The following is a 25,807-nucleotide window of genomic DNA, read 5'->3' on the forward strand; positions in this document are numbered from 1 at the left end:
ACTGCCCCTCCACCGCAAGACAGGTGCATCCGATGACGGACTCCGCTCGACCCGCGGCCCCCACATGGTCGGCGCTGACGGGCAAGCGCATCCTCGACCTCTCCCGCCTCCTGCCCGGACCCTACGCCACGTCTCTGCTCGCCGACCTCGGCGCCGACGTCATCAAGATCGAAACCCCCCGCACCGGCGACCCCCTGCGGGTCGCCCCGGACCTCTTCGACGCGCTCAACCGCAACAAGCGTTCCGTGACTCTGGACCTGCGGGACGAAGACGGGCGTGACGCCTTCCTGGACCTGGTGCGCACGGCCGATGCCGTCGTGGAGAGTTTCCGCCCCGGTGTCCTCGACGGTATGGGCCTGGGCTACGCCACCCTTCACGAGGCCAACCCGCGCCTGGTGCTGTGTTCGCTCAGCGGCTACGGGCAGACCGGCCCCTACGCCCAAAAGCCTGGCCACGAGCTCAACTTTCTCGGCCTGTCGGGCTTCTTCACCGTCCCCGGACGCCTCGATGGCCACATCACACGTCCCGGCGTACGGATCGGTGACATGGCAGGTGCCATGCACGCGGCCCTCGCGCTGACCGCCGCCCTCGGCGCCGACGGTGAAGGCCAGCACATCGACGTGTCCCTCAGCGAGTCCATCACGGCGTGGTGCTCCCTGTTCGCGCTGCCGTTGCGCAACATCCCCGACCCTCTCGACGCAGGTCTGGTCCAGGGCGACAACGACGTCTTCACCACCGCCGACGGACGCTGTCTTTCCCTCGCCACGTACGAGGACAAGTTCTGGCACCGCTTCCGCACCGAACTCGCCGACGAATTCGAGGCGTTGAAAACGTCCGCCTACGACCGGCGCGCTGCCCGCACGGCAGCCAGGCAGGCAGTGGGAGACCTGCTGCGCGGTGTGTTCCAGGCCCGCGACTTCGCCTGGTGGGAGAAGCGGCTGGCCGAGCTCAACGCACCATGGGCCCCTGTCCTCACCAGTCCCGGTGAGCTTCTGGCCGACCCCCACACCACTGCCCGGCAGCTGTTCACCGTGCCTTCCGACTCCGCGGTCTGCCCACAGGCTCGATTCCCCGTCACCTTCGGGGCCGGCCTCGACACCTTCCGCAGCCCTGCCCCGTCCCTCGGTCAGCACACTCAGGAACTATTCGACGAACACGCACTCACCACCCGGCAACAGATGTACTCGGACCATCACGCGAGCACCTGACAACGGCCGCACGCCACGGCTGTCCGGCGGTCACCACTGAAGACCGAACAGCCGTGGCTGCCACAGCATCCACCGGCCACCGCATGGGGCTCCGATGGCCCGGTGCAACGTCCACCTGCGGCAGGTGAACGGGCCCAACGCCCGCTTGGCCCTCCTGTTCCGTGACTACCTGCGCGCCGATGAAGCCGCCCGCCAGGCGTGGGGGGCGTTCAAGAAGCGCCTGGCCCTGAGCGTGCCGGACCTGCTCGACCACGGGCAGATCAAAGCTCCCGCCACGGAAGTTCTGATGGCGGCCGCCGAACGATGGGCCGCCGAAACCCGCTGGCAGCCCGCTCCGACTCCAGGCGGTCCTCAGCTGACGAAAGCGTTGGCAGCGTGCCACCGCGAGCTGTAAGGGTGAGGGAAGGACGACAACGTGCAGGAAGTAGCGTGCCACAGCGCCGGCGAGGAGCGGATCGCCCAGGCCCTGGAGAACATCTACGGGCGTGCGTTTGGCCGTTGGCAGCGACTGCGCTACGGCGCCCTGACCCTGAAGTCCCTGCAGGAGATGTGCGCCGAACTCCTTGACCACGCCGCCGCTCGTGCCCTGGAGGACCCCACGCTCAGTGCCGCCCCCTCACCCGTGGTCCTGCGCACGGCGGCGGAGTGCGCCCCTCGGGGTGCTGAGCCTCGGCGCCTTCCCCAACGGCGACTTCGAGGTCCCTCTTCCTCTCATCGACGAGACGCTCAGCAGCGAGGACCTCAGTTTCGCAGACACGGTGGACCAGGCGCCCACCACGAGGACCTGGCTCGACGCCTTCGCGCTCTGCCTGGTCAGCGGCGCGGTCTGGGAGCGGGACCGGGCGATCGGACTGCTGCTACGGGGGGACTACGCGCCCGCGATCCGCGACGGGGTGCCGTACTCGCCGCTGGAGTCGCGGTCGGATCCGGCGGGCCTCGCGGAGATGGACGCGCTGTGGGGCTACTTGACCGAGGCACACGGGCACCTGCCCCGGGACTGGCCCTCTGTGACTCTGTGCAAGCCAGCCGTCGAAGCGCGCGTCGAGGCGGCGACGCGAGGACGAGCCCGGCTTCAAGCAGACCTGGCACACCTGCCCGAACGGGCACGGCTTCCCCGGCCGCACCCCGTGCGCCTTCCGCGACTCCGAGACCAAGGCCCGCACCGCTGACGGCACACCGATCGAGCACCAGCGGCGACCGCAAACCACCGGCCTCGACGACCTGGTCCCCAAGGCCCGCGCGTGGGCCACCGTGCTGGTCTCGCCCACGTGATGGCGCCTGCCGGCCGAACACCGGAACGCGCACCGCTCCGGCGTCGAACTCGCCTTCTGGGCCAACCGTCAGGTACGCCGCAGCGGGCTGTGCACCTCCTTCTGGATGCGCGGGCGCGAGCCCGACATCCTGTTCTGCGAGGGCTGCAGCTGTCACAACTCCACCCGTCTCCTGGGGCCTCCTCGCCTGAACCACCCATGGCTCCGGGCCTGGCCGCATTGCGTGTGATTGGCTGCGGCCAGCCTGGTTGCGGGCTACGGCCGGGCCGGGAGCAGGGTGATCCGGATGTTGTGTTTCAGGTACAGGCTGAACGACGCCGCCAGGTCCTCGCCGACGTTCTCGGCCAGCCACCCGTGGTCCCCGGCCTCGCCGCAGCGCACGTACGGCGTGCCGTCGGCCTCCAGGAGCAGCAGGGCCCGCTCCAGTCGCTCACGGATGTGGTCGGCGTCGATGTTCCGGCCGGTGTCCAGGCGTCGCGGACGCGCTTGTGCACGGTGGCAACGTGCTCGGCCTCTACAGCTTCACCGCCTCCGCCCTGGCAGCCGGCGTCCTGCGCCCGCTGCGCGATCCGGATGCGCCGGAGTTGGACGAGGGCGACGAGGTGGGCTGAGCACGGCCCCGTCGAAGGTGAGAATTCAGGTTCTCAGCGCGGGTCCCTGCGCATGCACCACGTGCGGGGGCCGTTGTCGGGGAGCAGGACATCGGCTGTGACCTTGAAGCCGAGGCGCTCGTAGAATTGCACGTTCGCCTCGCTGGAGGTCTCCAGGAACGCTGGATAGCCAGCGCGCTCGGCCTCCTGGATGCCGGGAATCAGCACCGCACTGCCGAGGCCCTGCCCCTGGGCCTCGGGGGCGGTTCCCACGGTTTCCAGGAACCAGCCCGGCTCTTGGGGCCGGTACGGGGCAATGGCCGCGTCCGCGGCCGCGGACGCGGCGGCCCGGTCGCCGCTGAGTTCGCCGAGGATCGGCCCGAGTTCGGCGAAGGCGGGCGAGGGATCCTGGCCGGGAATGGCCCAGACAGCCACAGCGCGGCCTTCGTCGGCGACCCAGGCTCGGCCGTACACCATGCCGATGCGGGTCAGGCACAACTCCTGGAACCGCCGGATCCGCTCCTCGTGATCGTCCGCTGCGATCACGTGCCGCGTGTAGGGGTAGTCGGCGAAGGCGCGGGCGAGGGTATCGACCGCGGTGGGAATGTCGGCGTCGGTGATCGGACGCACGACAGGGGCTTTCTGGTTCTGTGCCATGTTCACCGAGCCATCCTGCCACCGGGTGAATCCCTAGCCAACGCATTTTGACCAGGGGAGAGTGTCGGACACCCCAGCCCAGAGAGGACTCGTTCACAGGCTTGGCGCACAGACCGCAGCTCAAGCACCCTGGAGGTTCTCTGACGCCAAGGTTTCCACCTCCATAGGGCGTCGCCCTCGCGGGCCCGGCACTCCCGTGTTCTCACAAACGGCCCTTTGCCCGAGCAAGATCAAGAACGGTCCGCCGGAGATCGACAAGACCGGTTCGGGTTGCAGAACCCGTTCTCACTCAAAAACGGGACGCACCCCCTTCCGAGAGTTGCATTTGTGCGAAAAACCGGGCTCAGGACGGCTCCTCAGCAGCCCTCCCCAGCCGACCGGCCGGACGCGGACGACATCGAGCAGCACGCCTGTCCGAAGTGTGACGCACAGCCGGGCTCGCCGTGCCGCTCGCGCGGCGGCGCGGTCGCCTCCGCCCACCACACCCGTCGCTTCACCCAGGTGCCCCGCCTGAAGATGGCGCTGCGGGTGCCGACTCCCCGCGGACCGGAACCTCGGCAGGCCCTGGCGGCCCGGACACCCGCTACCCGCGGCCGTCGACCCGGACCTGCCGAGCGCGGACATCCGCATCGGCTACGCCCGCTGTCCGCACCTCAGCCAAGAACTTGACTCCCAGCTCGACGCGCTCGCGGGGCACGGAATCCCCCGGGACAAGATCTTCAGCGAGGAGATCAGCACCCGCGTGCGGGTCCGCCGCCAGTTCGAGCAGGCGCTGAAGACCGCGCGGGGGATCAAGGCGCAAGCCCCCGCACTGCCGGGTCATGTTCACCGTGTACGAGATGAAGCGGCTCGGCCGCGACGCTGCTGAACTCACCGCGCTCGCCGACCACCTCACCGCCCACGGCCTGGTCCTGGAGATGCTCGCCGGGCCCCTGCCCGGCATCTACGACCCCACCGGCGCGGCGCCGTTGCTGTTCGCGTTCTTCGCCGCGATGGCGGAGACCGAGCGGGAGAACATCCGCGAGTCGACGCTCGAAGGGCTCGACACCGTGGCCCGCAAGGGCAAGCCCGGCGGCCGGCCGCCGGTCGTCACCGACGACATGCTCCACACCGTGCTCCCCCGGAGGGCGAACGGCGAGCCCGTCGAGCAGATCCAGCCCGACCTGATCATCCCCACCGGCAAACGCAAGGGACGGAACCCTTCCGTCGCCAGCATCTACCGGGCGCTCGCCGAGCACGCCAAGCGCGAGGCGTACCCGGAAGCCGTCGAACAGGCCCACGCCGACTTCGCCGCCCTCCAGGCCGGCGAGCTCCCGGGCCCAGCCGCAGACCGTACGGTGACCCACTTCAGACTTCAAGATCACTCCGTGGCCCCTTTTGGGCTTACCTCGGAGATCCCCCGGAAGCGGCTTCTGAGCCCGAGCAGCGTTGATCCCGAGTCGGGGCAGGGAGTGAAGAGATCCGGCCGCCGGACGGATCCGTGGCGGAATGCGGGGAAGGGGGCTTCCTCCTCCCGGTGCCGCAGATGATGCGGAGCGTCATGAGAGCGACCACAGCCCAGATGATCAGTGTCTGGGAGTGCTGGACGAGCCGTTTCTAGTGCCGGTCACGGCACTAGTCCCAGGGGATGCCGGCGAGCGTGCGTGATCCCCGCAGGCGGCCGTTCCTCAACGACGTGACCGTCAATCGTCACCGCGGGCTGCCCGAAGAGGTCGCCGACGCCGCCGTCGACCAGGCATGCCAGATGCTCAGGTTGCCCACTGTTCGGCCAGTTCCCGGAACTGGCCGAGGCCGCCGCCGGGGGATGAGCGTATGTCTGAGAACCCGTCTTCAGCGGCCGCTACTCCTTGGCGTGCGGCGCACCCAGGCCGAGAATTTCTGTCGCGGCGGTCGAGCGATGATGTCGCCTCCGCGGGACCGTCCGGTCAGTTGCACATGCAGGGTAGTGGCCGTGTCCGGGCCGGATACAGGCCGGATCTTGATGTCGCCGCTGCCGCGCTCCAGGTCATCTGTGTCGACGACGATCCCGGGCCTGGTCACCAGGGTCAGGTTTCCTCCGATGCGCAGGTCGACATCGATGTGCAGGGTGTGGTGGGTGATCACCGCGTGGGTGAAGTCGAGCTTCGCTTCGCCGAACATCAGCCGGATTTCCATGCGACGCGGAACCAGCCAGCGGCCGGCGCGTGTGACGTCGCCGAATCGCTGGTCGATCCGGACCAGATCCCTGGCTTGTGGGGGTAAACCTTCTGAGGGCAGGTCGGCGGTCAGTCGAGCCAGGTCGCCGGTGGTACGGGCGGACAACGCGGCGTCCAAGCGCTCGTCCATCTCAGCCACAGTGAGCCGACCGTCGCCCGCGGCAACCTGCAGGATCTCTACGACATGGTCTCGCTCCCGGTCGGATGCCCGTAGCTCGGGCGTTGGGCTGTGCCCGGAAGAGTCGTCAGCTGGCTGGAGTTCACCCGTCATGCTCGCATTCTGGTGGACAGCCTGGAGTCCCGCAACGATCGGTGATCGCGACTGAGCCAGAGGCTGTCGCGGCATTGGGCCAGGGCGTCACTGCGGCGACGGTCGTGTTCCAGCGTGAGCCCCGTGACCTGCATCGATCCGAACTGACCAGCACGCTCCCGGCAATACTGGTTCAGCTTGAGGAGTTGCGTCAGGGACGGGCCTTCGCGGCGGGCCGGGACGAGCTCCCAGTGGGGCCGCAGTGCGCTCACTCCCCAGCTCCTCGTCTGTTGCCGGGGATCTCGCGTCCGGCCGTGTGCGGCGTCGCACACCTCGTGTGCGATCCGCAGGGCCTCGGTAAGGGGAGTCCGCCTCGGCGGCGCCTTCTCCTCCATCGAGTGGCTGAACGCCGCCTTCATCGAAATCAGCCAGCTCGTCGACGCCCGGCCGTCGCCGACCTGGGCTGCGGGCCCGGTCACGTGACGGCACCTGCACTACCTGCCGGACGATGCTGACCACGCACCGAGGCAATCCAGGGCATTCTGTCACTCTCGTCCGACCACGACGAGCGCGTAAGAATCCTATTCTTCTCCGTCACGTAGGGACTTTTCGAGGAGCGTGAAGGACTTGGGCGTACCGTTCGGCTGCGGCTTGCCCTCCTTATGCCCGACAACCTGATAGCCGGCGTTGAGGTAGTACGCAGTCAGGGGGACGTTGTCGGCCAGGCAGTCCAGACGTACCAACGGTCGGCCCGCCTCGGCCACGCGGCGCTCCGCGACCCGCAGGAGCTGCCGTCCCGTCCCGGGCGGCACACTGCTGTGATCCACCATCAGCCGGTGCACATAGCCGGCCGTCGGCAGCTGTGGCCCCCACGCCTCCTCGTCCTCCCACCACAGCTCCCAGGCCCCGACCACACGATCGGCAGCCTCCGCGAGCCATACCTCCCCGTTTTCCATGATTCGGCGGAAGTGGTCCCCTCCCAGCTCGCCGGGCCGCCACTGACCAGTGACGCCCTTGGCAAGCATCCAGCGGGCAGCGTCGTCGCGTAGACGTACGACGGTGGCAAGGTCCGTGTCGTGAGCGAGACGGAAGCGTAGAGCATTCACGTCGCGATCTTCGCACGAGTGTCCACCCCTGCGTCGACCGGCTGCAAGGGGCCTCCGGGAGAAGGAAGTTGAGTAGGAGAAGGAAGCAGGAAACCGATGTTGTTGTCGGAGGAAGTGTTGATAGCCAAGCCTCTGAGATCCAACTCCAGGTGCGAACCCAGCAGTCCTAGTGCCGTCTCAAGCGACCCTGACCTGCTGTGATGTGACGCAGCGTCTGGGATCGCCGAGGTCAGGTTCACGAGAGCGGACCGGGCGCCTGGGGTGTGGTGCACAAATTCAAGGCCGACGGCTTCGACTTCCTGTAGCCGAAGTACCGGGGTGGGTCGCCGAGAATCTTCACCTTGCCCGAGCGCCGGGAGATCATGAGGATCACCAAGTCCAAGCCGGTCGAGTACAACCTGCCCTTCTCGACCTGGAGCCTGGTCAAACTGGCCGACATCCTGGTTGCCGAGGGGGTGGTCGACAACATCAGCCACGAGGGCCTGCGGATCCTGCTCCGCGCGGAAGGCGTCTTCCTCCCAACGTACAAAGACCTGGAAGACCTCACGCGGCCCCGACTACGCCGCCACGAAGGCCAGGGGCGAGCAACTCTACGCAATTGCCGACGGCGAGGTCATACCCGAGCCGGGCGAGCCCGAAGTCTCCTTCCTCGTAGATGAGTTCGGCCCCCTCAACCTCCAGCCTCGCCCCGGCCGGCACGGGGCTGAGCGCGGCGGCAAGCACAAGGACTGGTCGGCCTTGTACGGGATGGTGCAGCGGATGCCGCGCCTACGCAGGTGGACGCGGTTGCAACGGGGCGCATACGCCTTGTCCGCCCGTACCTGCCGGGGCCGGGTCCGGGGCCCGCCTGGACCAGGGCGAGGAACCCGGATAGGCTGAAGAACCGTCTCGAACTGGGGAAAGTCGCCCCGCCGCCCGGCGGTCACGACGATCGACATGGGCTTCCGTCCCTGCTCGACAGCCAGGTGCACCGTGGTGGTGAACCCGCCGCGCGAGCGCCCAGCCCGTGGCCACTCGGCTCGACGAAGACGCCACCGGGCGGCTCCTTCTGCAGATCCCCCTGTTTGCGGGTCCCGGCCGCGTGCTGATGGGGTCGGCACACCGTGGAGTCGACGTTGAGATCCCACGTGATGGCTCCTTCCGCGGCGGCCCAGGACTGGCAGGGAGAGGATCCGGTGCCAGGAACCGTCCCGTTGCCACGGCGGAACAGGTCGTAGATCCGACCCCAGGGCACGTCCGCCACGGGACGCCGGTACGGACCCGGGATCGTATGCCGTCGATCAACTGCCGCCGCGACCACACCCGCGGCCCCCCGGGTTTGCGGCCCCTCGGCAACAACGGCTCCAGCACCGATCACTGCTCGTCTGCGAGATCTCCCTGCGCCACGAACCACGGTCATCCAACGCTAAAGATCCGCTTTCGATACACGTCCTAGTTGTATTGATCACGAGCGTTGTTGACGGTCGTGGGTCTTGATCACGGCGAAGACCTCCGGTGTGGTGGAGGTGTCTAGGCTCCACACCGCACACAGAGGTCTTCATGTCGCACCGTAATGCGGCGGCTGGCGGACGGTCGGCAGAACAACCGGCAACCAGAAACGCTAGACCACCACCGGTCAGCGCAAGAGCTGCAAGCCGGTGATCGGTTACAGCTACGTCCACTCTGCCGTCGACGACCACTCCCGACTGGCCTGCAGCGAGGTCCTGGCCGACGAACGGCAGCACACGGCCATAGGCTTCTGGCAGCGTGCCCAGCGTTCTTCACCCGCCACGGCGTCACCATGGGGCGGGTCCCGACCGACAATGGCCTGCCGCACGTCCAAGCTCTTCACCCAGGCCCTCACCGCAGCCGGCATCGCACACAAGCGAATCCGGCCCTACCGGCCGCAGACGAACGGCAAGGTCGAACGCTGCAACCGCACCCTGCTGGAGAATTGGGCCCATCTGCGGCCCCGCACCTCCAACGACGAGCGCACCGCGGCCCTGGCAGGCTCCTGCACATCTACCACCACCGCTGCCACACCGCACTCGGAGGCCAGCCTCCGAGCAGCCGCGTGAACAACGCTGTGGGTCAATACGCCTGGCCTTGTCGTTCAACCTCGGCGTGAGACGAGTCGGATGAGTGCCTCTGTGGGCCAGCAGAGCCAATCGAGAAGAGGGTTGGTGACCACGAACCAGTGGAAGCTGATCCGACCCCGCTCCTTGTCCAGGATGTGTCGGGCCTCATCCCGGTAGACGTAGCGGAGGTATCGACGGCGGACTGTCGCTCCGGCTATCAGCAGTACGGGTGAGGTGACAAGGATGGCCACCGGGGCCAAGGCTCTCGCGAAGGTGAGCTTCGCTTTCTCCGCGTATCGCATGTGCTCAGTGTGCTGATCCTCGATGTCGCTCGTCAGCCCGTCCTGCGGGGTTTGGTGCCGACCTTGTGGTGGGCGGGTCGACTGTGTGACTCGCCGGTGGCGAGGATTCTGCACGCTCGATCGACTGCTCGAAGTGTTCCTTGATCCGTCGTAGGTACCGTCCGGGCCGGTTCGTGCGGCGTCGAGCACCGGCAACGCCCCGCCACCACACCAGATGACGGGGCGTCGACGCGCTCAGACGGCAGGCGCCGTCACCCGCCGGACGGGTACCGAGTCACCTTCGACACCTTGCACTTCGTGTCGGCCGGCGCCTCCCCGATCCCCTGCGCCTTCTGCTCGGACTTCTGCCCCGCAGCGAGATTGTTCGCCGCGGCGATGCCCTCAGCCAGCCGCGTCCCGGACCCGTCGACGAACTCCACCGACACGATGTAGTTCGACTGCGCGTCGCTGTGGTTCTCGATCTCCACGGTCACGGACGGCCACTTGGTCACACTGTTGACCTCGCACCCCGTCAGCTTCACGTCCGACTCGGCACTCGCGTCCGCGCCCTTCTCCTTCTCGGCCGGCTTCTCCGCAGGGGCGTTCTCGGCCGGTGCGTTCTTCTCGGGCGCCGCGTCCGCCGGCGATTCCCCCGTGGCGCTGCTCTCGTGCGTCGAGCCGCTGCTCACCGTGGCCACCAGGGCGCCACACCCCCCGAGCAGGACCAGGCCGCCGAGCACGGACAGGGTGACGATGAGCCCGGTCTTCGACTTCTTGGGCGGCGGCATCGGCGCACCCCACCCCGGCCCCGGTTGCTGGGGCCATTGCTGATACGGCTGCTGCTGCGGGGGCTGCTGAGGCTGCTGACCGGGCGGCGGCGGGTACGACATGGAATCCCCCCATGGGATGCGCAGGTGCGAGGAAACATCGTATGACCCACCCGGAATGCATGACACCAGAAGTGGTCAAATTGTGACGACACCGTGAACGCTCGCCACGCATGGAGCCCGCCGCCACGCCGGTCGACCAGCCGGGCTGCTCGACATCCGAGGACTCGCTGTCGTGCCAACGGCTCCGGCGTCGACGCGCCCGGGGTGACAGCGGCGACGGTGAGGGCTGCTGTTGAGTGTCAGCGCGCGCAGAATTCCTGTCAGTCCCTGCCTTGAGCCACTGACTTAACCTCTCGACTCATGACTCCGATCGAGCCCCGGTCCAAGCGGCATCGGGCGGTCAGCCGCTCTGCTTGACGCAGGTCCGGTCGTGTGCGGGCAGCTTTCCGGTGGCCAGGTACCGGTTGACCTCATTGTCCACGCAGGCGTTGCCGTACTGGCCGTAGAGTGCGTGCCGGTTGGCGCCCTTGAGGGTGAGCAGCTTGGAGCTCGGCAGCAGGTTGTGCAGTGCCACGCTGCCCGTGTACGGGGTGCGCGGGTCACCGGTGGCGGCCACGATCAGTGCCGGGACGTCCTGACGCACCTGGGTGGGCTTCTCGCGGGGCCGGTCCCAGAAGGCGCACGGCCCTATGTTGTTGGTGAGGGGGCCGAACAGCGGGTGCGCGGCGCGGCTGCGTTCGATGTCCCGCCAGTAGCTCTCGGGGGCGCGCGGCACGGAGACATCGCCGCAGAGGATCGCGGACTGCGCACTGCCGTTGCGTGACCCCTCGTTGGTGAGCGCGCCCCGCAGCATCGCGGCGAACTGCGGTGACAGCTGGGTAGGTTGCCCTGCCGCGGCCCTGGCGAGCGCGGACATCTGCTCCCCGGCCGCCGCTCGTGCCTCCTCGGTGTCGTCCGCGGTACCGGCGAAGACCACGAAAGGTACCTGGGTGTCGTCCAGCCGGAATGTGTCGGCGCCGGTGCCGAGGGTCAGCGGGTGGCGCGCGGAGGCCGCGACGACCCGGTTGATCGTGGCGAGCACCTGTCCGCGCGTGCGGCCGAGACCGTAGACGCTGTGGCGCCGCGCCGCCCAGGTGGCCCAGTCGGCGAGGGCCTGCTCGTTCTCGCGCTCCACTCCGCGCATCAGCCGCGGGTTGTAGCGGCGCGGATCCAGTGCCCCGTCGAGGACCATCCGGTCGTAGCGGCCGGGGAACATCTGGGTGTAGACCGTGCCCAGGTAAGTGCCGTAGGACCAGCCCAGGTAGGAGACCTTGCGCTCGCCGAGCGCGCCCCGGACGACGTCCATGTCGCGGGCCGTGTTGCGGGTGGTGACGTACGGCAGTACGGACGCGTTGGTGGCCCGGCACTTGTCGGCCAGGCCCTTCTGCAGGGCGACCTGACGCTCGAAGCCCGCCCGGCTGCGACCGGCCGAGAACACGGAGGAGCCGACGGGCCAGTCGCAGTCGAGTGGGGCACTGCGGCCGACGAAACGCGGGTCGAAGCCGATGACGTCGTAGCGTGCACCGGTCTCCTTCATCATCTGGCGAACGAGCGGGGAGTAGCCGAGGCCGGGTCCGCCCGGCCCTCCGGGGTTGAACAGCAGCGAGCCGACCCGGTGACGGGTGTCGGTGGCAGTGAGCCGGGATATCGTGACCTTGAGAGTACGTCCCCGGGGGGCCGCGTAGTCGAGCGGGACGGTCACGTCGGCGCAGCGTGCGCCGGCCTTCTCCAGTTCATGGCCCGTGGCGTCGTCCGGGCCCAGGACACAACTGCCCCAGTCGAGGTGCTGGTGGTAGTAGCGTTCGAGGCCCGTTCCGGCCGTCACCGCTCCGCCGTCACGGTTCGCGGCTGTCGCCGTCGCGCCGGGCAGCGCGGTGAAGCAGGCGGTGAGGGCGAGGCCCACGGCCGAGGCGCGGCGCACGGCTGCGCTGATGGGGGTCACACGGTCTCCTTGAGTGGGTGCCTGAGGTGTAGCGGTACATGGGATGGTGGCGAGAAGAGCGCGGCGGTCCGACCCGACCGGGGCCCCACCGGACCGACGTCCCCGAGAATCCGGCGGCTGGGCCGCACGTCCGGGTACCGGCGTGCCGGGCCCGGCCCACCAGTGGGGCGGATCGGACCGGCGGGGCCGTAGAAGATGGATCAGGGAACGCGGAGCGTGTCCTCAGCCGCCCTCTGCCCCGGGCGTGCTCGTCATGAGGGCCAGCCTTTCACCGCACCTGACACCGCGTCATCGTCTCCCGGGAGTAGCGTGCGCATACGTCAGTGGCCCTAGCCGGCCCATGGGACAGGGCGTCGGGGCGTACGCCGGAAGCCGCGGTCCCACCGAATACGACAGTTGCTCCTCGGCCCCGGGCGTAGCCGCGCGCTGCCTCCGCCGCGGAGCGGGGCGCGAAGCGGAGCGCGGAGCCAGGCCCTCGCCGAGCGGAGCCAGGCCCTCGCCGAGCGGGGCGAGGGACATCGACGTCCGGGCCGACGGCGTACCAAGGGCAGGAACGGCCCGGCCCCGCGCAGAAGATCCCGTCTCACCGGCGGCTGCCAGCGGCTCGTCGCAGCAAGGACAGGGCGTCGCCGCGCCATCGCGACGGCGAACGCAAGGCCGATCAACGGTGCGGGGTGCGCGGCGAAGGACACGCCAAGCTCGTCTTCGACCGTGAGACGTACACGCAGCAACTCATGTCGCCGCCCCGTCGACTCCGCTCCGGGGCCGCTCCCGCCGGGCCGGGACGCCGTCCGCACTGTTCGGGCAGGGACGAAACCATCGCGACCCGCCAGGATCGCCTCGCATATTTGTGGTGCGCCGCGGTGAAGCGAAAGCGGTCATCCGGACAAGCGAACCGTCGACGTGAACAGGGTCCAACGCCCGTGGTCCTGATGAGGGCCACCCCACACCCGGGCTCCGTGACAAGGACCCCGCGACCTCACCAAGGAGGACACAGATGAAAGCCGCACGCTCACGCGTCGCTTCACTCGCCCTGGCCGCCGTCATGCTCGGGGGCGTGACGGCCGCCGCGACAACGGTCTCGGCGACCGCCGCCGAGCCGGAGGCCGTTACGGCGATCCAGTCCTGCTACGGCAGCGCGCAGAACTACACGGCCAAGGCCTACCCCGGCCAGGACATGGCGCACTGGCCGTACACCGGCTACGCCCACACCACTGCCAACTGTGCCGACATCAACGTCAAGACCAGCTACGACCGCAAGGTCAGGGTCTGTTTCGCGCCCAAGAACACCTGCAACGCCTACCGGTTGGCCAAGAAGGGGCGGTGGACGGTCGCCGCCTCCGACGTCCTCGACGGCTCGGGTTTCTACATCCAGTTCACCGGTGCCGACAACGGGACGGGGCAGATCGCCTACTGAGTCCGGAGCCGCCGCGACGCCGGGGCCCCGCCGTCCGTGCATCGGACGGCGGAGCCCCGGGCGCCCGGCACGGGCACGCACGCACGACACGTCCGGAACCGCCGCACAACAACCCGTGTGATCCCGCCGCGAAGCCGGTCCTGAGGTGAAACCGGTCTCATGGCGCGGCTGGACACAGCCGAGTCGGTCACTCGGCGGGGCAGGTCACGCGGCCGTCCGGGAGTGGGTCTTGCCCTCCTCGCTCCCGGCCGCGTCATGGTGGATGGGCACCCTGGAGTCCGTCAGTGGCAAACCCGTCCCGCCCCGTCGCAGCGCGACGATCTCCGCCGTGATGGACAGGGCGGTCTCCTCAGGGGTGCGGGCGCCGAGATCGAGGCCGATCGGGGAGCGCAGGCGGGCCAACTCCCCTTCGGTGATACCGGCTTCGCGCAGGCGACGGCTGCGGTCCTCGTGAGTGCGACGCGATCCCATAGCACCGACGAACGCGACCGGCAGCCGCAGGGCCGTCGTCAGCACCGGGACGTCGAACCTGGTGTCATGGGTGAGTACGCACAGAACGGTCCGTTCATCGGTTTCGGTGCGCCGGAGGTAGCGGTGCGGCCAGTCGACCACGAGCTCGTCGGCGTCGGGGAAGCGGGCGCGGGTGGCGAAGACGGGCCGGGCGTCGCACACGGTCACGTGGTAGCCGAGGAACCTGCCTGCCCGTACGAGCGCCGTCGCGAAGTCCACGGCACCGAAGACGATCATCCGGGGCGGTGGCACCCTCGACTCCACGAACAGCGTCACACCGTCCCGGCAGCGCGACCCGTCCTCCGCGATCTCGACCGTGCCGGTGCGGCCCGTGTCCAGCATCGCACGTGCCTCCGCCGCCGCTGTCCGGTCCAGGTCCGGATGTCCGCCGAGGCCGCCCTCGCAGGATCCGTCGGGACGGACGAGCAGTGCCCTGCCGAGCAGGTCGCCCGGTCCTCGGGCCACCCGGGCCAGGGCCACCGCCTCCTTGCGTGCGGCGGCCGACACCCCGACCCGCAGGGCCGGCGCCTGCGCACCCACCGGCGTGACGAGGACGTCGATGACGCCGCCGCAGGTGAGTCCCACCGCGAAGGCGTCGTCGTCGCTGTACCCGAACCGTTCGCGTACCGTCCGGCCGTCCTGGAGCGCCTGGACGCACAGCTCGTACACCGCTCCTTCCACGCACCCGCCGGAGACGGAGCCGATCACGGTGCCGTGGGCATCGACGGCCAGCGCCGCGCCGGGCCCCCGCGGCGCGCTGCCGTCGACGGCCACGACGGTGGCGACGGCGAAGTCCCGGCCCTCCTCGACCCAAGGATTCAACTCCTCGGCGATGTCAAGCACGCGGCTCACCCCGCTCTGCGCGACGGCGGGCTGCGTCCGCGGCGCCCAGGACACGGTCCGGGCGGATCGGCAGGTCCCGGTGGCGTTCACCGGTCGCGTGCCACACCGCGTTGGCGATCGCGGCGGCGACGCCCACGACACCGATCTCACCGATGCCCTTCATCCCGACCGGGTCGCCCGGGACGGGATCATCCACCCAGTCCGCCTCGATGTGCGGCACGTCGGCGTGCGCCGCGAAGTGGTAGCCGGCGAGGTCGGCGCCCACATGCCCGCCGGTGGCCCCGTCCCTGATCGCCTCCTCGTGGAGGGCCATGGACAGTCCCCAGGTCATGCCACCGATGAACTGGCTGCGGGCGGTGAGCGGGTTGACGATGGTGCCCGCGGCGAAGATGCCGAGCAGCCGCCGCACCCGCACCTCACCGGTGGTGACGTCCACCGCGACCTCGGCGAACTGCGCCCCGAAGGAATGGCGTTCCTTCTTCTCCAGCGCGCCGACGGCTTCGGCGGTGTTCGAGCGGGTGGTGATTCCCCCGGGCGGAATGGCGCCTCCGAGGGCCAGCCGCTTCACCAGTTCGTCCGCCGCGAGCGTCACTGCCCAGGCCCAGGAGCGCGTCCCCATGGAGCCGCCGGCGATCATCGCCGGCCCGAGGTCGCTGTCCGCGATGCGGACACGGACGCGGTCCGGAGCCACCTTCAGCGTGTCCGCGGCGACCAGAGCCATCGCGGTCCGTGCCCCGGTGCCGATGTCCGCCGCGTTGATCCGCACCGTGAAGGTTCCGTCCGTCTCCGCGGTCACGGCCGCCGTGGACGGGCCGACCCCCGAGGGGTAGGTGGCCGCCGCCGTGCCGGTCCCGAGCAGCCAGCGCCCCTCGCGGCGCACTCCGGGACGCGGGTCCCGGTCCGTCCAGCCGAACCTGCGGGCCCCCTCCTCGAAGCAGGCGAGCAGATTGCGACTGCTGAACGGCAGGCCGGACACCGGACCCGCGTCGGGCTCGTTGCGTACGCGCAACGTGATCGGGTCCACGCCGCACTTCTCGGCCAGTTCGTCCAGGGCGGATTCGAGTGCGAACGATCCCGGTGCCTCGCCCGGCGCACGCATCCAGGACGGGGTCGGCACGTCGAGCCGGACGAGCCGGTGAACGGTGTGATGCGCGTCGGCGTCGTACATCACCCGCCCCAGCACGGCGCTCGACTCGATGAACTCGTGCACCGTCGACGTCAGACTCTGCGCCTGGTGGTCGAACGCGTGCAGCCGGCCGTCGGCGTCGGCGCCGAGCCTGATCCGCTGCGCGGTCGGGCTGCGGAAACCGACGAGGGAGAACATCTGGCGGCGGGTCAGTACGACGCGGACCGGGCGGTCCAGCACGGTTGTGGCCATCACGGCGGCCACCTGGTGCGGGCCGACACCCTTCGATCCGAAGGCGCCGCCGACGTGTTCGGACCGCACGCGTACGGACGCCGGATCGAGGGAGAAGAGCGACGCGAGTTCGCCCGCCACCCATGTGCTGCCCTGGTTGGCGTCGACGACATCGAGCCGGCCGCCGTCCCAGCGAGCCGTCGCGGCATGCGGCTCCATCGGATGGTGGTGCTCCTCCGGAGTGGTGTACTCCTCGTCCACGACGACGGCGGACTCCTTGAGCAGGGCCGCCACGTCGCCCTTTGTCGTCTCGGCCTGGACCATCGGATTGCTCTCCGGCGTGTACGCATCGGTGCGTCCGGCGGAGAACCCGACGTCGTGCGGCTCCTCGTCGTACCGGACCGCCAGCGCCTCGGCGGCTTCCCTCGCCTGCTCGGGCGTCTCGGCCACGACCAACGCCACCGGCCAGCCCGAGAAGGGCACGCGGTCGTGCTGGAAGAGGCCGATCACCGGGTTCGGCCGCCCCAGCATGCCCACGTAATCGGTGTCGACACGCGGCGCGTTCCCGTGGTGCACCACGGTCAGTACACCCGGCATGGCCAGGACGGGGGCGTCCTCGACGGAGCGGATCCGGCCGCGGGCCACCGTCGACAGCACCAGCCAGCCGTGCGCGAGGTCGGCGAAGGGGATCTCTCCGGCGTAGCGGGCCGCACCGGTGACCTTGTCGCGGCCCTCCAGGCGGGTGTGCGCGGAGCCGACGGCCCCGGTCGACGCGGGGGTCCGGGTCGTCGTGGTCATCGGGCGGTCTCCTCGGCGAGTTCGGACAGCACGGCCACGACCAGGTTGCGCATCAACGTCACCTTGTACGCGTTCCCGGGAAGCGGCTGGGCGGCGGCCAGTTCGGCGTCCGCCGCGGCGGAGAACGCCTCCGCCCGCGCCGGGCCGCCGACCAGGGCCCGCTCGGCCGCACGGGCCCGCCACGGCCGCGACGCGACCGCCCCGAACGCGAGACGCGCATCGCGTACGACCCCGTCCCGGACGTCGAGCGCGGCGGCGACCGAGCCGATCGCGAAGGCGTAGGAAGCGCGCTCGCGCACCTTCCGGTAGCGCGAGAGGGCGGCGAGCGGGGCCGGTGGCAGCGTGATGGCGGTGACCAGCGCTCCCGGTGGCAGGGCGGTCTCGACGTGCGGGGTGTCGCCCACCGGAAGGAAGAGCCCGTCGATCGGCAACTCGCCCGGTCCGTCGGCCGTTTCGTAGGAGACGACGGCGTCGAGCGCGGCCAGCGCGACCGCCATGTCCGAGGGGTGGGAGGCGACACAGTGCGCGGAGGCGCCGAGAATCGCGTGGTTGTGGTGCTCGCCGGTGCGGGCGGGGCAACCGCTGCCGGGAACACGCTTGTTGCACGGCATGCTGACATCGGTGAAGTATCCGCAACGGGTCCGCTGGAGCAGATTTCCGCCCACCGTCGCCATGTTGCGCAACTGTCCCGAGGCGCCGGCCAGGACAGCCTGCGCCAACGCCGGGTAGCGGCGCCGTACTTCCGGGTGCGCCGCGAGATCGCTGTTGGTGACGGCCGCTCCGACACGGAGCCCGCCGTCGTCCGTCACCTCGACGGCGTCGAGGGGGAGCCGACGTATGTCGATGAGCAGCGTCGGGCGTTCCACGCCCGCCTTCATCAGGTCGACGAGGTTGGTGCCGCCGCCGAGCAGCCGGGCGTCGGGCGCGGCACCGAGCAGGGCAACCGCTCCCGCCACGTCGAAGGCGCGTTCATAGGCGAACTCCTTCACGCCGACGCCTCCTCGACGGCCTCGGCCCGGGTCTCCCGCGCCGCCCGCGCGACCGCCTGCACAATCGACACATAGGCGCCGCAGCGACACAGGTTGCCGCTCATCCGCTCGCGGATCTCCTCGGTGGTGAGGGCGGGTGTCCCCGCTTCGGGCCGGACGTCGTCGGTCACGGCACTTGGCCAGCCGGCCGCGTGCTCCTCGATCACCGCGAGCGCCGAGCAGATCTGGCCCGGGGTGCAGTAGCCGCACTGGTAGCCGTCCAGGTCGAGAAACGCCTGCTGAACCGGATGCAGCCGGTCACCCTCGGCCACACCTTCGATCGTGGTGATCGCGCACCCCTCGGCCGCAACCGCCAACTGGAGGCAGGCAACGACCCGTCGCCCGTCGAGCAGCACCGTACAGGCGCCGCACTGGCCCTGGTCGCAGCCCTTCTTGGTGCCGGTCAGACCGAGACGCTCGCGCAGGGCATCGAGCAGGGTGGTGCGGTGGTCGACGGGCAGCGTGTACTTTTCGCCATTGATGTGCAGTGTGATGGTGCTGGACGTCGTGAGGGCGCCGGACGTCGATGGAGCCATGCTCAGCCTTCTTTCGCCTTGCGGATGCGCGTCGAACGAGACGATCCCTCCGGAACGGTCCGGGAGGGAGAGGGTGATGCAGGTCGATGAAGCCGGTGACGAGAGGCGTCGGCCGACCGCACGGGCCGGACGGGCCGCTATGGTGAACGCAAGCGGACAACTGTCCGGTAGTCGTCGAACCTAGCGGACGGCCCTTCGCTCAGCAAGGCAGGGCCGGACCGCGACCGCGGGGGAGGAGGACAGGTGCGGGAGGAGAAGGGCGCAGCTTTGCGTCCGGACGCGCAGAGGAATCGCGAACGCATCCTGGAGGTCGCGCTCGTCGAGCTGACGCGGAAGGCGGACGTCCCGCTGAGCGCGATCGCGAAGCAGGCCGGGGTCGGGCAGGGGACCTTCTACCGGAACTTCCCCCACCGCGAGGCCCTCGTGCTGGAGGTCTACCGCTACGAGATGCAGCAGGTCGCCGATACCGCGGTCGAACTGCTCCGCACCCGGGCGCCCGATCACGCGCTGAGGGAATGGATGGACCGGCTGGCCCAGTACGCCATGGCCAAGGCCGGTCTGGCCGACGCGCTGCGCAAGACCACCAGCAGGTACGGCAGCCTCGCCCAGTTGGGGCACGGCCCGGTGACCGGGGCGGTCACGCTGCTGCTGAACGCGAACGAGGAAGCCGGCACCATCCGTCCGGGCCTGACCCCCGACGACTTCGTGCTCGCCATCGCCGGGCTCTGGCAGATCGACCCGCACGGCGACTGGCGGCCCCGGGCGACGCGCCTGCTGGACCTGGTGATGGACGGGCTGCGGGCGGGGGCGCCGGGAGCGCGCGAGGCCGCGGCGGGCGGCTCCGACGCGGAGGAGGGACGGCCCGGGTGACGAGGCGGGCCCGAGTGCCGGCTTCCGGCGCTCCGAGGTCCGGCCGGGCTGCCGGGATCCGCCTCGACGGGGACGTCACGAGAGGGCGGACGTCACGAGAGGGCGGACGTCACGAGGGGGAGTCGATGCGAACCGGCGGATGGGCACCGTGTGCCGTCCGGGCTCCTTGCCTCTCCGGATGTGGCATGGCCATGTTCTTGTTCGGGGAGGGAGTCGCCCATGCAGCCGATCGCACCGCAGTCGCCGCTTCAGCCGACGGCCGTGCGACGTGGGGCGCTCGCTGCGGCTCCGCGGCGAGCCGGGCAGGGCCCGGCACGCGCCGACGGCGTGCTCCCGGCCGGGCGGCCGGGAACCGGTGAGGTGCGCGACCGGGTTGCCGGCGCGGGGCACAGTACGCAGGACAGCCCCGGCACCAGCAGGCAGAACCTCCGCGGCACCACCGACCCGGACTGAGGGCCACGATGCTCCGGCAGAAGACAGGACCGGTCACCAACCGGCTGTCGGGCAGGACCCACAGAAACGTCGTGATGGCGGGCCACATAGGGCGTGTGGTGCTCGCGGTCCGCCTGAGCGCCCCGTACGCCCTCATCGCCTTCGCCGTGGTGCTTCTGGTGGCACGTCCCGCGCTGCCGCAGCCGGTGGGACACACACTCGGCGCCGCGCGGGCGGGCTGGCTGCTGATCGCCGCAACACTCGCCTTCGAGACATGGGTGCGGGTGCGTCGGCGGATCCTCAACAGGCGCGGGGCGGCATGGCTGTCGGAACAGTCCCTGAGGCAGGCGGCCGAGGAACTGACCGAGGAACTTTCCTTCGTGTACGGGCAGGACGAGCGCTGGAAGCAGATTCGGGACCCGGAACCCATCGAGCTCGCCTGGCGTGTCCCGGACCGGCCGTCCGACCTCCGACTGGGCTCCCCCTCACGGTACTTCGTGAGAACGGCCGGGCAGCGTCTGGTCGTCCTGGGGAGCGCCGGTGCGGGCAAGTCGGTTCTGGCGCTGCGCCTCGCGCACGAACTCCTCGAACTCCCCTCCGGCATCCGGAAGACGGCGATGCACGAGCTCACGCAGAGCCTGCGGGGCGGGCACCGCTCCGTGCTCACCAGCCGTGAGCCCGAGTACGGCGCGCACGTGCCCGGCCACGGCGTCTTCATCAGGGACGAGATCGTCCTGTGCCCCCTGACCACCGGCGCCGTGGCCGCGTTCCCGAATCCGGGCGGCCGGACGGGAACACAATGGTCCGGGATACTCGACCGTCTCGGCGACACGGACGACCGGGCCTCCGAAACCGTGCGCCTGCGCAAGACGCTCCGCGTGCCGCTCATGGTGACGCTGGCCAAGGTCGCCTACGGCCGTGAGGGCGCCGATCCGGCGGTGTTGCTGGAGTACGGGCGGTTCAGCAGCCGGGCGGACATCGAGAGGCATCTGTACGACGCCTTCCTCGACGCGGTCTACAGCCGGTCGCACGACGACCTCGCTGCGAGCGGTGGATGGACTCCGGACCAGGCGCGTGCGTGGGCGGGCTTCCTGGCGGCGCGCATGCAGGCGCACCACCAACAGGACCTGGCGTGGTGGCACCTGGACGACGAAGTCCCCACCTGGGTCAGAGTGTGTGGGCTCGCCCCCGCCTACGCCCTCAGCGTGGTGTTGGTGGCGTGGCTGGGACTGGGCAGATCCTCGTTCTGGTGGCCGAAGTGGGACGGGGCGACGGTGTGGGGCGCCCTTGCCGTGCTGTGCGGTTCCGCCATGCTGCGGTCCTGGTCGACGGCCAGGACCGACTGGCACCGGGCCCCGAGTCGCCTGGCACTGCACCGCGCGGGATTCGACGCCGCTGTGAAAACCGCCGACGCCCGGACCGTGGCCGACGTACCACGCGACAGGGCCCCCGCCGAGGGCACCCGGTTCAACGTCTACATCGACCGCCCGTACCGGCCCCTGTACGGCGAGGTCTGGCGGCGCGACGAGAGCGCGTACATCGAGCAGATAGTCGAAGTGCCGGACGACCACTCCGATCTGGCGCAGAAGATCGTGAACGACATCTTCGGGCAGACCTGCAACTTTCCCTCCGCCAAGCCCGGTTGCTCCTCCTGACTTCCACGTCGCAACGCCGTCGCTCTTGTGGCCCCTGGGCGGGAAGCGATGCGTCGGTACCCCGTCTGGAACGGCTGGGCCCGGGGGACCTGACTCGGCCGTGTCCGCCTCAGCGGCGGACCGGCTGGTGGGTGAGGCGGGGCGCGCGCGGAGGAATGAGCCGCGGTGCTGGAATAGCCCCATGGCCGATACACCGTCCCACCCCGGTACGCCCCTCATTCCCGACAGCGATACCGATACCGACTTGATCGTTGTCGGCGGCGGCCCCGCCGGCTGCGCCGCCGCGCGCATGGCCGCCGGCGTCGGCATGCGCTCCGTCCTGATCGAGCCGGACATCCTGTGCCGCAACCTCTACCGCATCCCGGCACTCGACAACGTCCTCGGCGGCCACACCAGCGGCCCCGAACTCGCCGACTCCATCACCACCGAGCTGAAAAGCACCGAACCGTGCCGCCTCGAACTCGGCCGCCACGCCACCCGGCTCCGCGCCCACGACGACCACGTTGCCGTCACCCTGGATACCGGCGCCCGCCTCACCGCCCCGTACGCCATCGTCGCCACCGGCGTCGGACCCCTCCAGCCTGCGGACGTCTCCTGGATCACCGACCCCACCAACCGCGTACTGCCCCCGCTCTGGCAAGCAGACGCGGACGACATCCAGGGCCGCACCCTCCTCGTCCTCGGCGGTGACCGCCCGATCGGCACCTTCCTCCGCGCCCACCCGACCGCCGACACCCGCCTCCTCGTCGCCCACCCGGAGAACGACGACTACAAAGTCGAGGAGATCCGTGACGACCCCCGCGTCATGCTCCTTCCCACCAGGCACCTGACCCTGCGCACGTCGGAAGGCGCGGTCACGGCCGAAATCGTGGACCGGTCCGGCAACCAGCAGACACACACGTCCGATGCTGCCTTTCTCAGCATCGGAAGCGCCCCCGTCTCCCCGCCCGGCGACCTCGTCCGCGATGAAGCCGGGTACTGCCCCCCTGCCGATCAGCACCCCCGCGTCATGGTTGCCGGAGACCTGCGATCGGCCCGCTACCAGCGCATCATGACCGCCCTCGGTTCAGGCAGCGAAGCTGCCCTCCGCGTCTACTACGCCGCACAGGAACTCCGGATGTGAGGACCCCGGGCGGGTTCACGGCCGGTACCGGCGCGGCGGCCACCGGGTCCACCATTGGTCCGTGCGCCCGCCCAGTTCCATCGTCGGCGTGAGCGGACCGCTGCGGCCACCCTCGTCGCAGACGGCGGATGGTGTCGGGCCCGTCTGCCATATGTTCGCGGCTCATATGCGGGGAGTCCTGGGACCTGGGATCCCGGCCGGAATGAAGACCGTGCCGTCGAGTGCCTGCACGTTGTCCGGCGCCGTCAGCGCGAACGGGGCAGAGATGCGGGAGGACATCTCGTCGGGGCGGCTGACGCTGCGGTGGGCGATCACCCAGTGACGCGGTCCTCCGACTGCCAGAGCCGCAGCTCGGCACGCGCTCGACACCGCCCTCGCAGGGGGCGCGTAGAGGACACTCCGAAATTCCAGAGAGAGTTTCAGCGCTACCTGTCGCAACAGTCAGAACGCGCCGATCAACAAGAAAAACAGTCGATCAAAATAAATCAACTGACATCGCAATGTGACCCGCAGGGTCGATTGAGTGTCGATGCTGTCGATGTGATTTTCTTTTCGCGTCTCGGTTCCGGGCATATATATCGGATTACGGTGGGAGTGCGTGGCGAGGGCATACAGAGTCGCGTTAGTGTCGCGATCGAGAGGAGGCCTGGGCCGGGATCGAGGACCCTGCGAACCGAGCCCCCTTCAGTATTCCGTCCAGACATGAGATCCCGAAGGGGAAGCACATGCCTTCCGATATGCGATCCGGAGCGCCGTGGCGTCTCGGGGCGTCGATGACGGTAACAACGGGGGTGGGGATTTCGCACGGCTCCGTGCCTGCATTGTCACGTTCAACCCGGGGGAGTGTTCGCGCTGCTCGGCCTCTGCGTGAGCACAGGGGACGGCGTCTTGGCGGGACCGTGGGGCCCGGAGGCCTCGGGAGTGGTCGCTTGGGTGTGCCGGGGCTCCCGGATCTCCTGCCTGCGGGCACAGCTCTCCTGCCTGCGGGCACGAACGGACTGACTCCGGCTCAGGAGTCCTCTCGTCACGAGGTGCCGCGGGTCGCGACGAGCCCCGTGCTGCGTGCCGGAATGTGCCCCTGCCGGAAGCGGAGAAATTGAGACCAGATATCGGATGGCTGTCTCCCCGGTGCTCCACCGCGGAGAAAGCCTGGGCAGCGATGGTGGATGGGGAAGGGATGCATGCCCAGCCGGACAGGCGCACGTGCGGTTTCTGCGGGAAGGAGTTGCCTGAGGTCAGCGGGCCCGGGCGGCGCCGCTCGTACTGCGACAACGGGTGCCGAAGGCAGGCGCAGCGACGCCGGGAGCGCGAGAGGCCGCGCATCGGCGAGGACCGGCGATCGCTGGGTCAGGAGATCGCGGCTGAGGTGCACCGGCTCGCGGGCTCCCTCACGGAGGCCGCGTACGCGGGGGAGGACCTTGCAGAACTGGTTCAGCGCGCCCGCACGGTGGAGAACGAGATTGTGTGCTTCCTGGCCGCTGTGGTTCGGGAGAACCGTGCCCGGGGTGCGAAATGGGAGGACGTAGCGAAGGCCATGAACGTGACGGCCGAGACAGCACGAGGCAAGTGGAACTCCGACCGCGTCCGACGCCTGCTGGACCACCGGGCGGCCGCGCAGAGAGCGGTGCCGATACCGGGACCACGAGTGGTTGCTTCCCTTCAGGGGGAGGGCTACGGGCCGGCGCGCGAGCCCGGTGCGACACCCGGGACGGCGGGACGCCGGCTCGCCGCAGCACTCTCTCAGCTCCAGCGGGAGAGAGGCATCAGCATCCGCGCACTGGCGGACCACACCATGCTCTCCCCCTCCTTCATCTCCCGGATCCTGTCGGGCGAGCGGCTTCCTTCATGGGACCTGGTATGTCACATGTGCAGCGTCATGGGGCAGGAACCGCGGGACCTGCGCCTGCTGTGCGAAGTGGCCCACGGCATCACCCAACGTCCGCGGCAGACAGCGACCGAGCACATCGCCTCCTTGAAGGCCGCACTGCGGGGGCTCCACCTGGCCGCGGCCAGACCGACTCCCCAGCAGATCCAGCGACGCAGCAACGGCAAGGTGCCCGCCCGCGTCGTCACCCAGGTACTTCGAGGAGAACTGGTACCGGAGTGGGAGACGCTGGGAGCCCTCGTCATCGCGCTCGGCGGCCAGGCCGCCGACCTGAAACCCTTGTGGGAAGCCGTCCACTACAGCTTCCTGATGACGGACGACCCATCCGTCACCGATCTCGCCGCCGACCCGGCAGCAAACTGATGGTGGGACCAACGAGATGACGACGACACACCGCTCCATACGTTCCCAGGCCGACAACTGCCCGCGCCCTGCCCGCCGGGCCATCGGCGGCCGGGCTGCGGTGATGGCGTTTCACGCGTTCCGCGCCCTCTACAAGGAGAGCTACCTCGCCTACGCGACGGCCCGTCTGGGATCCCGCCAGTCGGCCGAAGAGGCAGTCGAGGACACCCTGACCGCGCTCGCGGTCAACTGGTCCAGCGCTTTGGGCTGCTCGCATCCGGCTGCCGTGGCCTGGCGACTGCTCTGCGAACACGTGGACCACGCGGGAAAGGACGCGCCGCTGCTGCCGCCCTGCTGTTGCCGCCACCGCTGCGTGAGCGACGCACTCATGCTGTGCGTCCAGTTGCGGATGGATACCGCAACGGCGGCAGAACTCATGGGACTTTCGCACAGCGAATTCCTCGCCGCACTACGCGGAGCGAACGAGCCAGGACTCGGCCGGTGTCCCTGCAGTCCACCAGGACGGTGCGAAACGGGACAGCCGCCTTGACGCGCGCCGATTCCACCTCCCCGAGCCCCGCAGAC

General features: G+C 69.7%; 23 protein-coding genes and 4 pseudogenes. 13 read left to right on the top strand and 14 right to left on the bottom strand.

The window, feature by feature from the left end; translation table 11 throughout:
* Positions 1 to 32 precede the first annotated feature (32 nt).
* From ACIOMQ_RS35970 to ACIOMQ_RS35980, 3 genes are all read left to right on the top strand, one after another.
* Positions 33 to 1,208 carry a CaiB/BaiF CoA transferase family protein gene (locus tag ACIOMQ_RS35970; RefSeq protein WP_401944835.1) on the top strand — a complete coding sequence of 392 codons (1,176 nt, stop codon included), beginning with the start codon at positions 33 to 35 and terminating at the stop codon, positions 1,206 to 1,208.
* Between the two features lie 94 nt (positions 1,209 to 1,302).
* Positions 1,303 to 1,602 carry a GrpB family protein gene (locus ACIOMQ_RS35975; RefSeq protein ID WP_362208673.1) on the top strand — a complete coding sequence of 100 codons (300 nt, stop codon included), beginning with the start codon at positions 1,303 to 1,305 and terminating at the stop codon, positions 1,600 to 1,602.
* Positions 1,603 to 1,867: 265 nt separating this feature from the next.
* The gene (locus ACIOMQ_RS35980; protein ID WP_402191954.1) at positions 1,868 to 2,377 is read left to right on the top strand and encodes a hypothetical protein; all 510 of its coding nucleotides are present in this window, start codon (positions 1,868 to 1,870) and stop codon (positions 2,375 to 2,377) included.
* Positions 2,378 to 2,734: 357 nt separating this feature from the next.
* Here ACIOMQ_RS35980 and ACIOMQ_RS35985 read toward each other — a convergent pair whose 3' ends face one another.
* Positions 2,735 to 2,860: a hypothetical protein gene (locus tag ACIOMQ_RS35985; RefSeq protein ID WP_401944831.1), complete on the bottom strand. Its 126-nt coding sequence runs from the start codon at positions 2,858 to 2,860 to the stop codon at positions 2,735 to 2,737.
* Between the two features lie 263 nt (positions 2,861 to 3,123).
* Positions 3,124 to 3,726: a GNAT family N-acetyltransferase gene (locus ACIOMQ_RS35990; protein WP_362208662.1), complete on the bottom strand. Its 603-nt coding sequence runs from the start codon at positions 3,724 to 3,726 to the stop codon at positions 3,124 to 3,126.
* 821 nt (positions 3,727 to 4,547) lie between these two features.
* Here ACIOMQ_RS35990 and ACIOMQ_RS35995 point away from each other — a divergent pair.
* Entirely contained in the window at positions 4,548 to 5,255 is a 708-nt protein-coding gene (locus ACIOMQ_RS35995) for a recombinase family protein (protein WP_402191956.1), read from the top strand.
* 301 nt (positions 5,256 to 5,556) lie between these two features.
* On the opposite strand, the gene ACIOMQ_RS36000 is transcribed toward ACIOMQ_RS35995, so the two are convergent.
* The 3 genes from ACIOMQ_RS36000 to ACIOMQ_RS36010 form a co-directional block, all read right to left on the bottom strand.
* The gene (locus ACIOMQ_RS36000; protein ID WP_362208657.1) at positions 5,557 to 6,192 is read right to left on the bottom strand and encodes a DUF1707 domain-containing protein; all 636 of its coding nucleotides are present in this window, start codon (positions 6,190 to 6,192) and stop codon (positions 5,557 to 5,559) included.
* Complete coding sequence (locus ACIOMQ_RS36005; RefSeq protein WP_402191958.1) at positions 6,189 to 6,650, bottom strand: hypothetical protein; 462 nt, start codon at positions 6,648 to 6,650, stop codon at positions 6,189 to 6,191. Before ACIOMQ_RS36005 ends, ACIOMQ_RS36000 begins: the two co-directional genes overlap by 4 nt.
* Positions 6,651 to 6,752: 102 nt before the next feature.
* Positions 6,753 to 7,277 carry a GNAT family N-acetyltransferase gene (locus tag ACIOMQ_RS36010; protein ID WP_402191961.1) on the bottom strand — a complete coding sequence of 175 codons (525 nt, stop codon included), beginning with the start codon at positions 7,275 to 7,277 and terminating at the stop codon, positions 6,753 to 6,755.
* A gap of 219 nt (positions 7,278 to 7,496) precedes the next feature.
* Here ACIOMQ_RS36010 and ACIOMQ_RS36015 point away from each other — a divergent pair.
* A pseudogene (locus ACIOMQ_RS36015) lies at positions 7,497 to 8,054 on the top strand (helix-turn-helix domain-containing protein); the annotation flags it as partial.
* 5 nt (positions 8,055 to 8,059) lie between these two features.
* On the opposite strand, the pseudogene ACIOMQ_RS36020 reads toward ACIOMQ_RS36015, so the two are convergent.
* Both ACIOMQ_RS36020 and ACIOMQ_RS36025 read right to left on the bottom strand, forming a co-directional pair.
* A pseudogene (locus tag ACIOMQ_RS36020) lies at positions 8,060 to 8,404 on the bottom strand (transposase); the annotation flags it as partial.
* A gap of 157 nt (positions 8,405 to 8,561) precedes the next feature.
* Positions 8,562 to 8,627, bottom strand: a pseudogene (locus tag ACIOMQ_RS36025) (hypothetical protein); the annotation flags it as partial.
* A gap of 257 nt (positions 8,628 to 8,884) precedes the next feature.
* Between ACIOMQ_RS36025 and ACIOMQ_RS36030 the strand changes: the two are divergent.
* A pseudogene (locus ACIOMQ_RS36030) lies at positions 8,885 to 9,384 on the top strand (integrase core domain-containing protein); the annotation flags it as partial.
* Between the two features lie 503 nt (positions 9,385 to 9,887).
* On the opposite strand, the gene ACIOMQ_RS36035 reads toward ACIOMQ_RS36030, so the two are convergent.
* Complete coding sequence (locus ACIOMQ_RS36035) at positions 9,888 to 10,505, bottom strand: FxLYD domain-containing protein (protein ID WP_401943866.1); 618 nt, start codon at positions 10,503 to 10,505, stop codon at positions 9,888 to 9,890.
* Positions 10,506 to 10,845: 340 nt separating this feature from the next.
* Entirely contained in the window at positions 10,846 to 12,426 is a 1,581-nt protein-coding gene (locus ACIOMQ_RS36040; protein WP_402191965.1) for an alpha/beta hydrolase, read from the bottom strand.
* Between the two features lie 997 nt (positions 12,427 to 13,423).
* On the opposite strand from ACIOMQ_RS36040, the gene ACIOMQ_RS36045 reads away from it, so the two are divergent.
* Positions 13,424 to 13,843: a hypothetical protein gene (locus ACIOMQ_RS36045; protein ID WP_402191967.1), complete on the top strand. Its 420-nt coding sequence runs from the start codon at positions 13,424 to 13,426 to the stop codon at positions 13,841 to 13,843.
* A 204-nt stretch (positions 13,844 to 14,047) separates the two neighbouring features.
* Here ACIOMQ_RS36045 and ACIOMQ_RS36050 read toward each other — a convergent pair whose 3' ends face one another.
* From ACIOMQ_RS36050 to ACIOMQ_RS36065, 4 genes are read right to left on the bottom strand one after another with little or no spacing between them, the layout of a single operon-like run.
* Positions 14,048 to 15,196 carry an XdhC family protein gene (locus ACIOMQ_RS36050; RefSeq protein WP_402191969.1) on the bottom strand — a complete coding sequence of 383 codons (1,149 nt, stop codon included), beginning with the start codon at positions 15,194 to 15,196 and terminating at the stop codon, positions 14,048 to 14,050.
* Complete coding sequence (locus tag ACIOMQ_RS36055; RefSeq protein ID WP_401943860.1) at positions 15,189 to 17,351, bottom strand: xanthine dehydrogenase family protein molybdopterin-binding subunit; 2,163 nt, start codon at positions 17,349 to 17,351, stop codon at positions 15,189 to 15,191. Before ACIOMQ_RS36055 ends, ACIOMQ_RS36050 begins: the two co-directional genes overlap by 8 nt.
* On the bottom strand, positions 17,348 to 18,340 hold the full coding sequence (locus ACIOMQ_RS36060) for an FAD binding domain-containing protein (RefSeq protein WP_401270583.1): 993 nt from the start codon (positions 18,338 to 18,340) through the stop codon (positions 17,348 to 17,350). The genes ACIOMQ_RS36055 and ACIOMQ_RS36060 overlap by 4 nt, the downstream gene beginning before the upstream one ends.
* Complete coding sequence (locus tag ACIOMQ_RS36065) at positions 18,337 to 18,915, bottom strand: (2Fe-2S)-binding protein (protein WP_401270580.1); 579 nt, start codon at positions 18,913 to 18,915, stop codon at positions 18,337 to 18,339. The genes ACIOMQ_RS36060 and ACIOMQ_RS36065 overlap by 4 nt, the downstream gene beginning before the upstream one ends.
* Positions 18,916 to 19,158: 243 nt before the next feature.
* Here ACIOMQ_RS36065 and ACIOMQ_RS36070 point away from each other — a divergent pair, with 243 nt between their 5' ends.
* From ACIOMQ_RS36070 to ACIOMQ_RS36085, 4 genes are all read left to right on the top strand, one after another.
* Positions 19,159 to 19,785: a TetR/AcrR family transcriptional regulator gene (locus ACIOMQ_RS36070; RefSeq protein ID WP_362208626.1), complete on the top strand. Its 627-nt coding sequence runs from the start codon at positions 19,159 to 19,161 to the stop codon at positions 19,783 to 19,785.
* 219 nt (positions 19,786 to 20,004) lie between these two features.
* Positions 20,005 to 20,238 carry a hypothetical protein gene (locus ACIOMQ_RS36075; protein ID WP_362208623.1) on the top strand — a complete coding sequence of 78 codons (234 nt, stop codon included), beginning with the start codon at positions 20,005 to 20,007 and terminating at the stop codon, positions 20,236 to 20,238.
* Between the two features lie 74 nt (positions 20,239 to 20,312).
* Positions 20,313 to 21,872 (top strand): hypothetical protein, encoded by a 1,560-nt coding sequence (locus ACIOMQ_RS36080; RefSeq protein WP_402191972.1) that lies wholly within the window; start codon positions 20,313 to 20,315, stop codon positions 21,870 to 21,872.
* A 181-nt stretch (positions 21,873 to 22,053) separates the two neighbouring features.
* Positions 22,054 to 22,995 carry an FAD-dependent oxidoreductase gene (locus ACIOMQ_RS36085; RefSeq protein WP_401270570.1) on the top strand — a complete coding sequence of 314 codons (942 nt, stop codon included), beginning with the start codon at positions 22,054 to 22,056 and terminating at the stop codon, positions 22,993 to 22,995.
* Between the two features lie 162 nt (positions 22,996 to 23,157).
* Here the strand turns inward: ACIOMQ_RS36085 and ACIOMQ_RS36090 are convergent, their stop codons facing one another.
* Positions 23,158 to 23,310 (bottom strand): hypothetical protein, encoded by a 153-nt coding sequence (locus tag ACIOMQ_RS36090; protein ID WP_402191974.1) that lies wholly within the window; start codon positions 23,308 to 23,310, stop codon positions 23,158 to 23,160.
* Between the two features lie 910 nt (positions 23,311 to 24,220).
* On the opposite strand from ACIOMQ_RS36090, the gene ACIOMQ_RS36095 reads away from it, so the two are divergent.
* Together ACIOMQ_RS36095 and ACIOMQ_RS36100 are read left to right on the top strand one after the other, a co-directional pair.
* Positions 24,221 to 25,243, top strand: coding sequence for a helix-turn-helix domain-containing protein (locus ACIOMQ_RS36095; RefSeq protein ID WP_401270568.1), 1,023 nt, complete (start codon positions 24,221 to 24,223; stop codon positions 25,241 to 25,243).
* 16 nt (positions 25,244 to 25,259) lie between these two features.
* The gene (locus ACIOMQ_RS36100) at positions 25,260 to 25,772 is read left to right on the top strand and encodes a hypothetical protein (RefSeq protein WP_362208614.1); all 513 of its coding nucleotides are present in this window, start codon (positions 25,260 to 25,262) and stop codon (positions 25,770 to 25,772) included.
* The last annotated feature ends 35 nt before the right edge of the window (positions 25,773 to 25,807 follow it).

Source organism: Streptomyces sp. NPDC087845 (assembly GCF_044742755.1).
Taxonomy (GTDB): domain Bacteria; phylum Actinomycetota; class Actinomycetes; order Streptomycetales; family Streptomycetaceae; genus Streptomyces.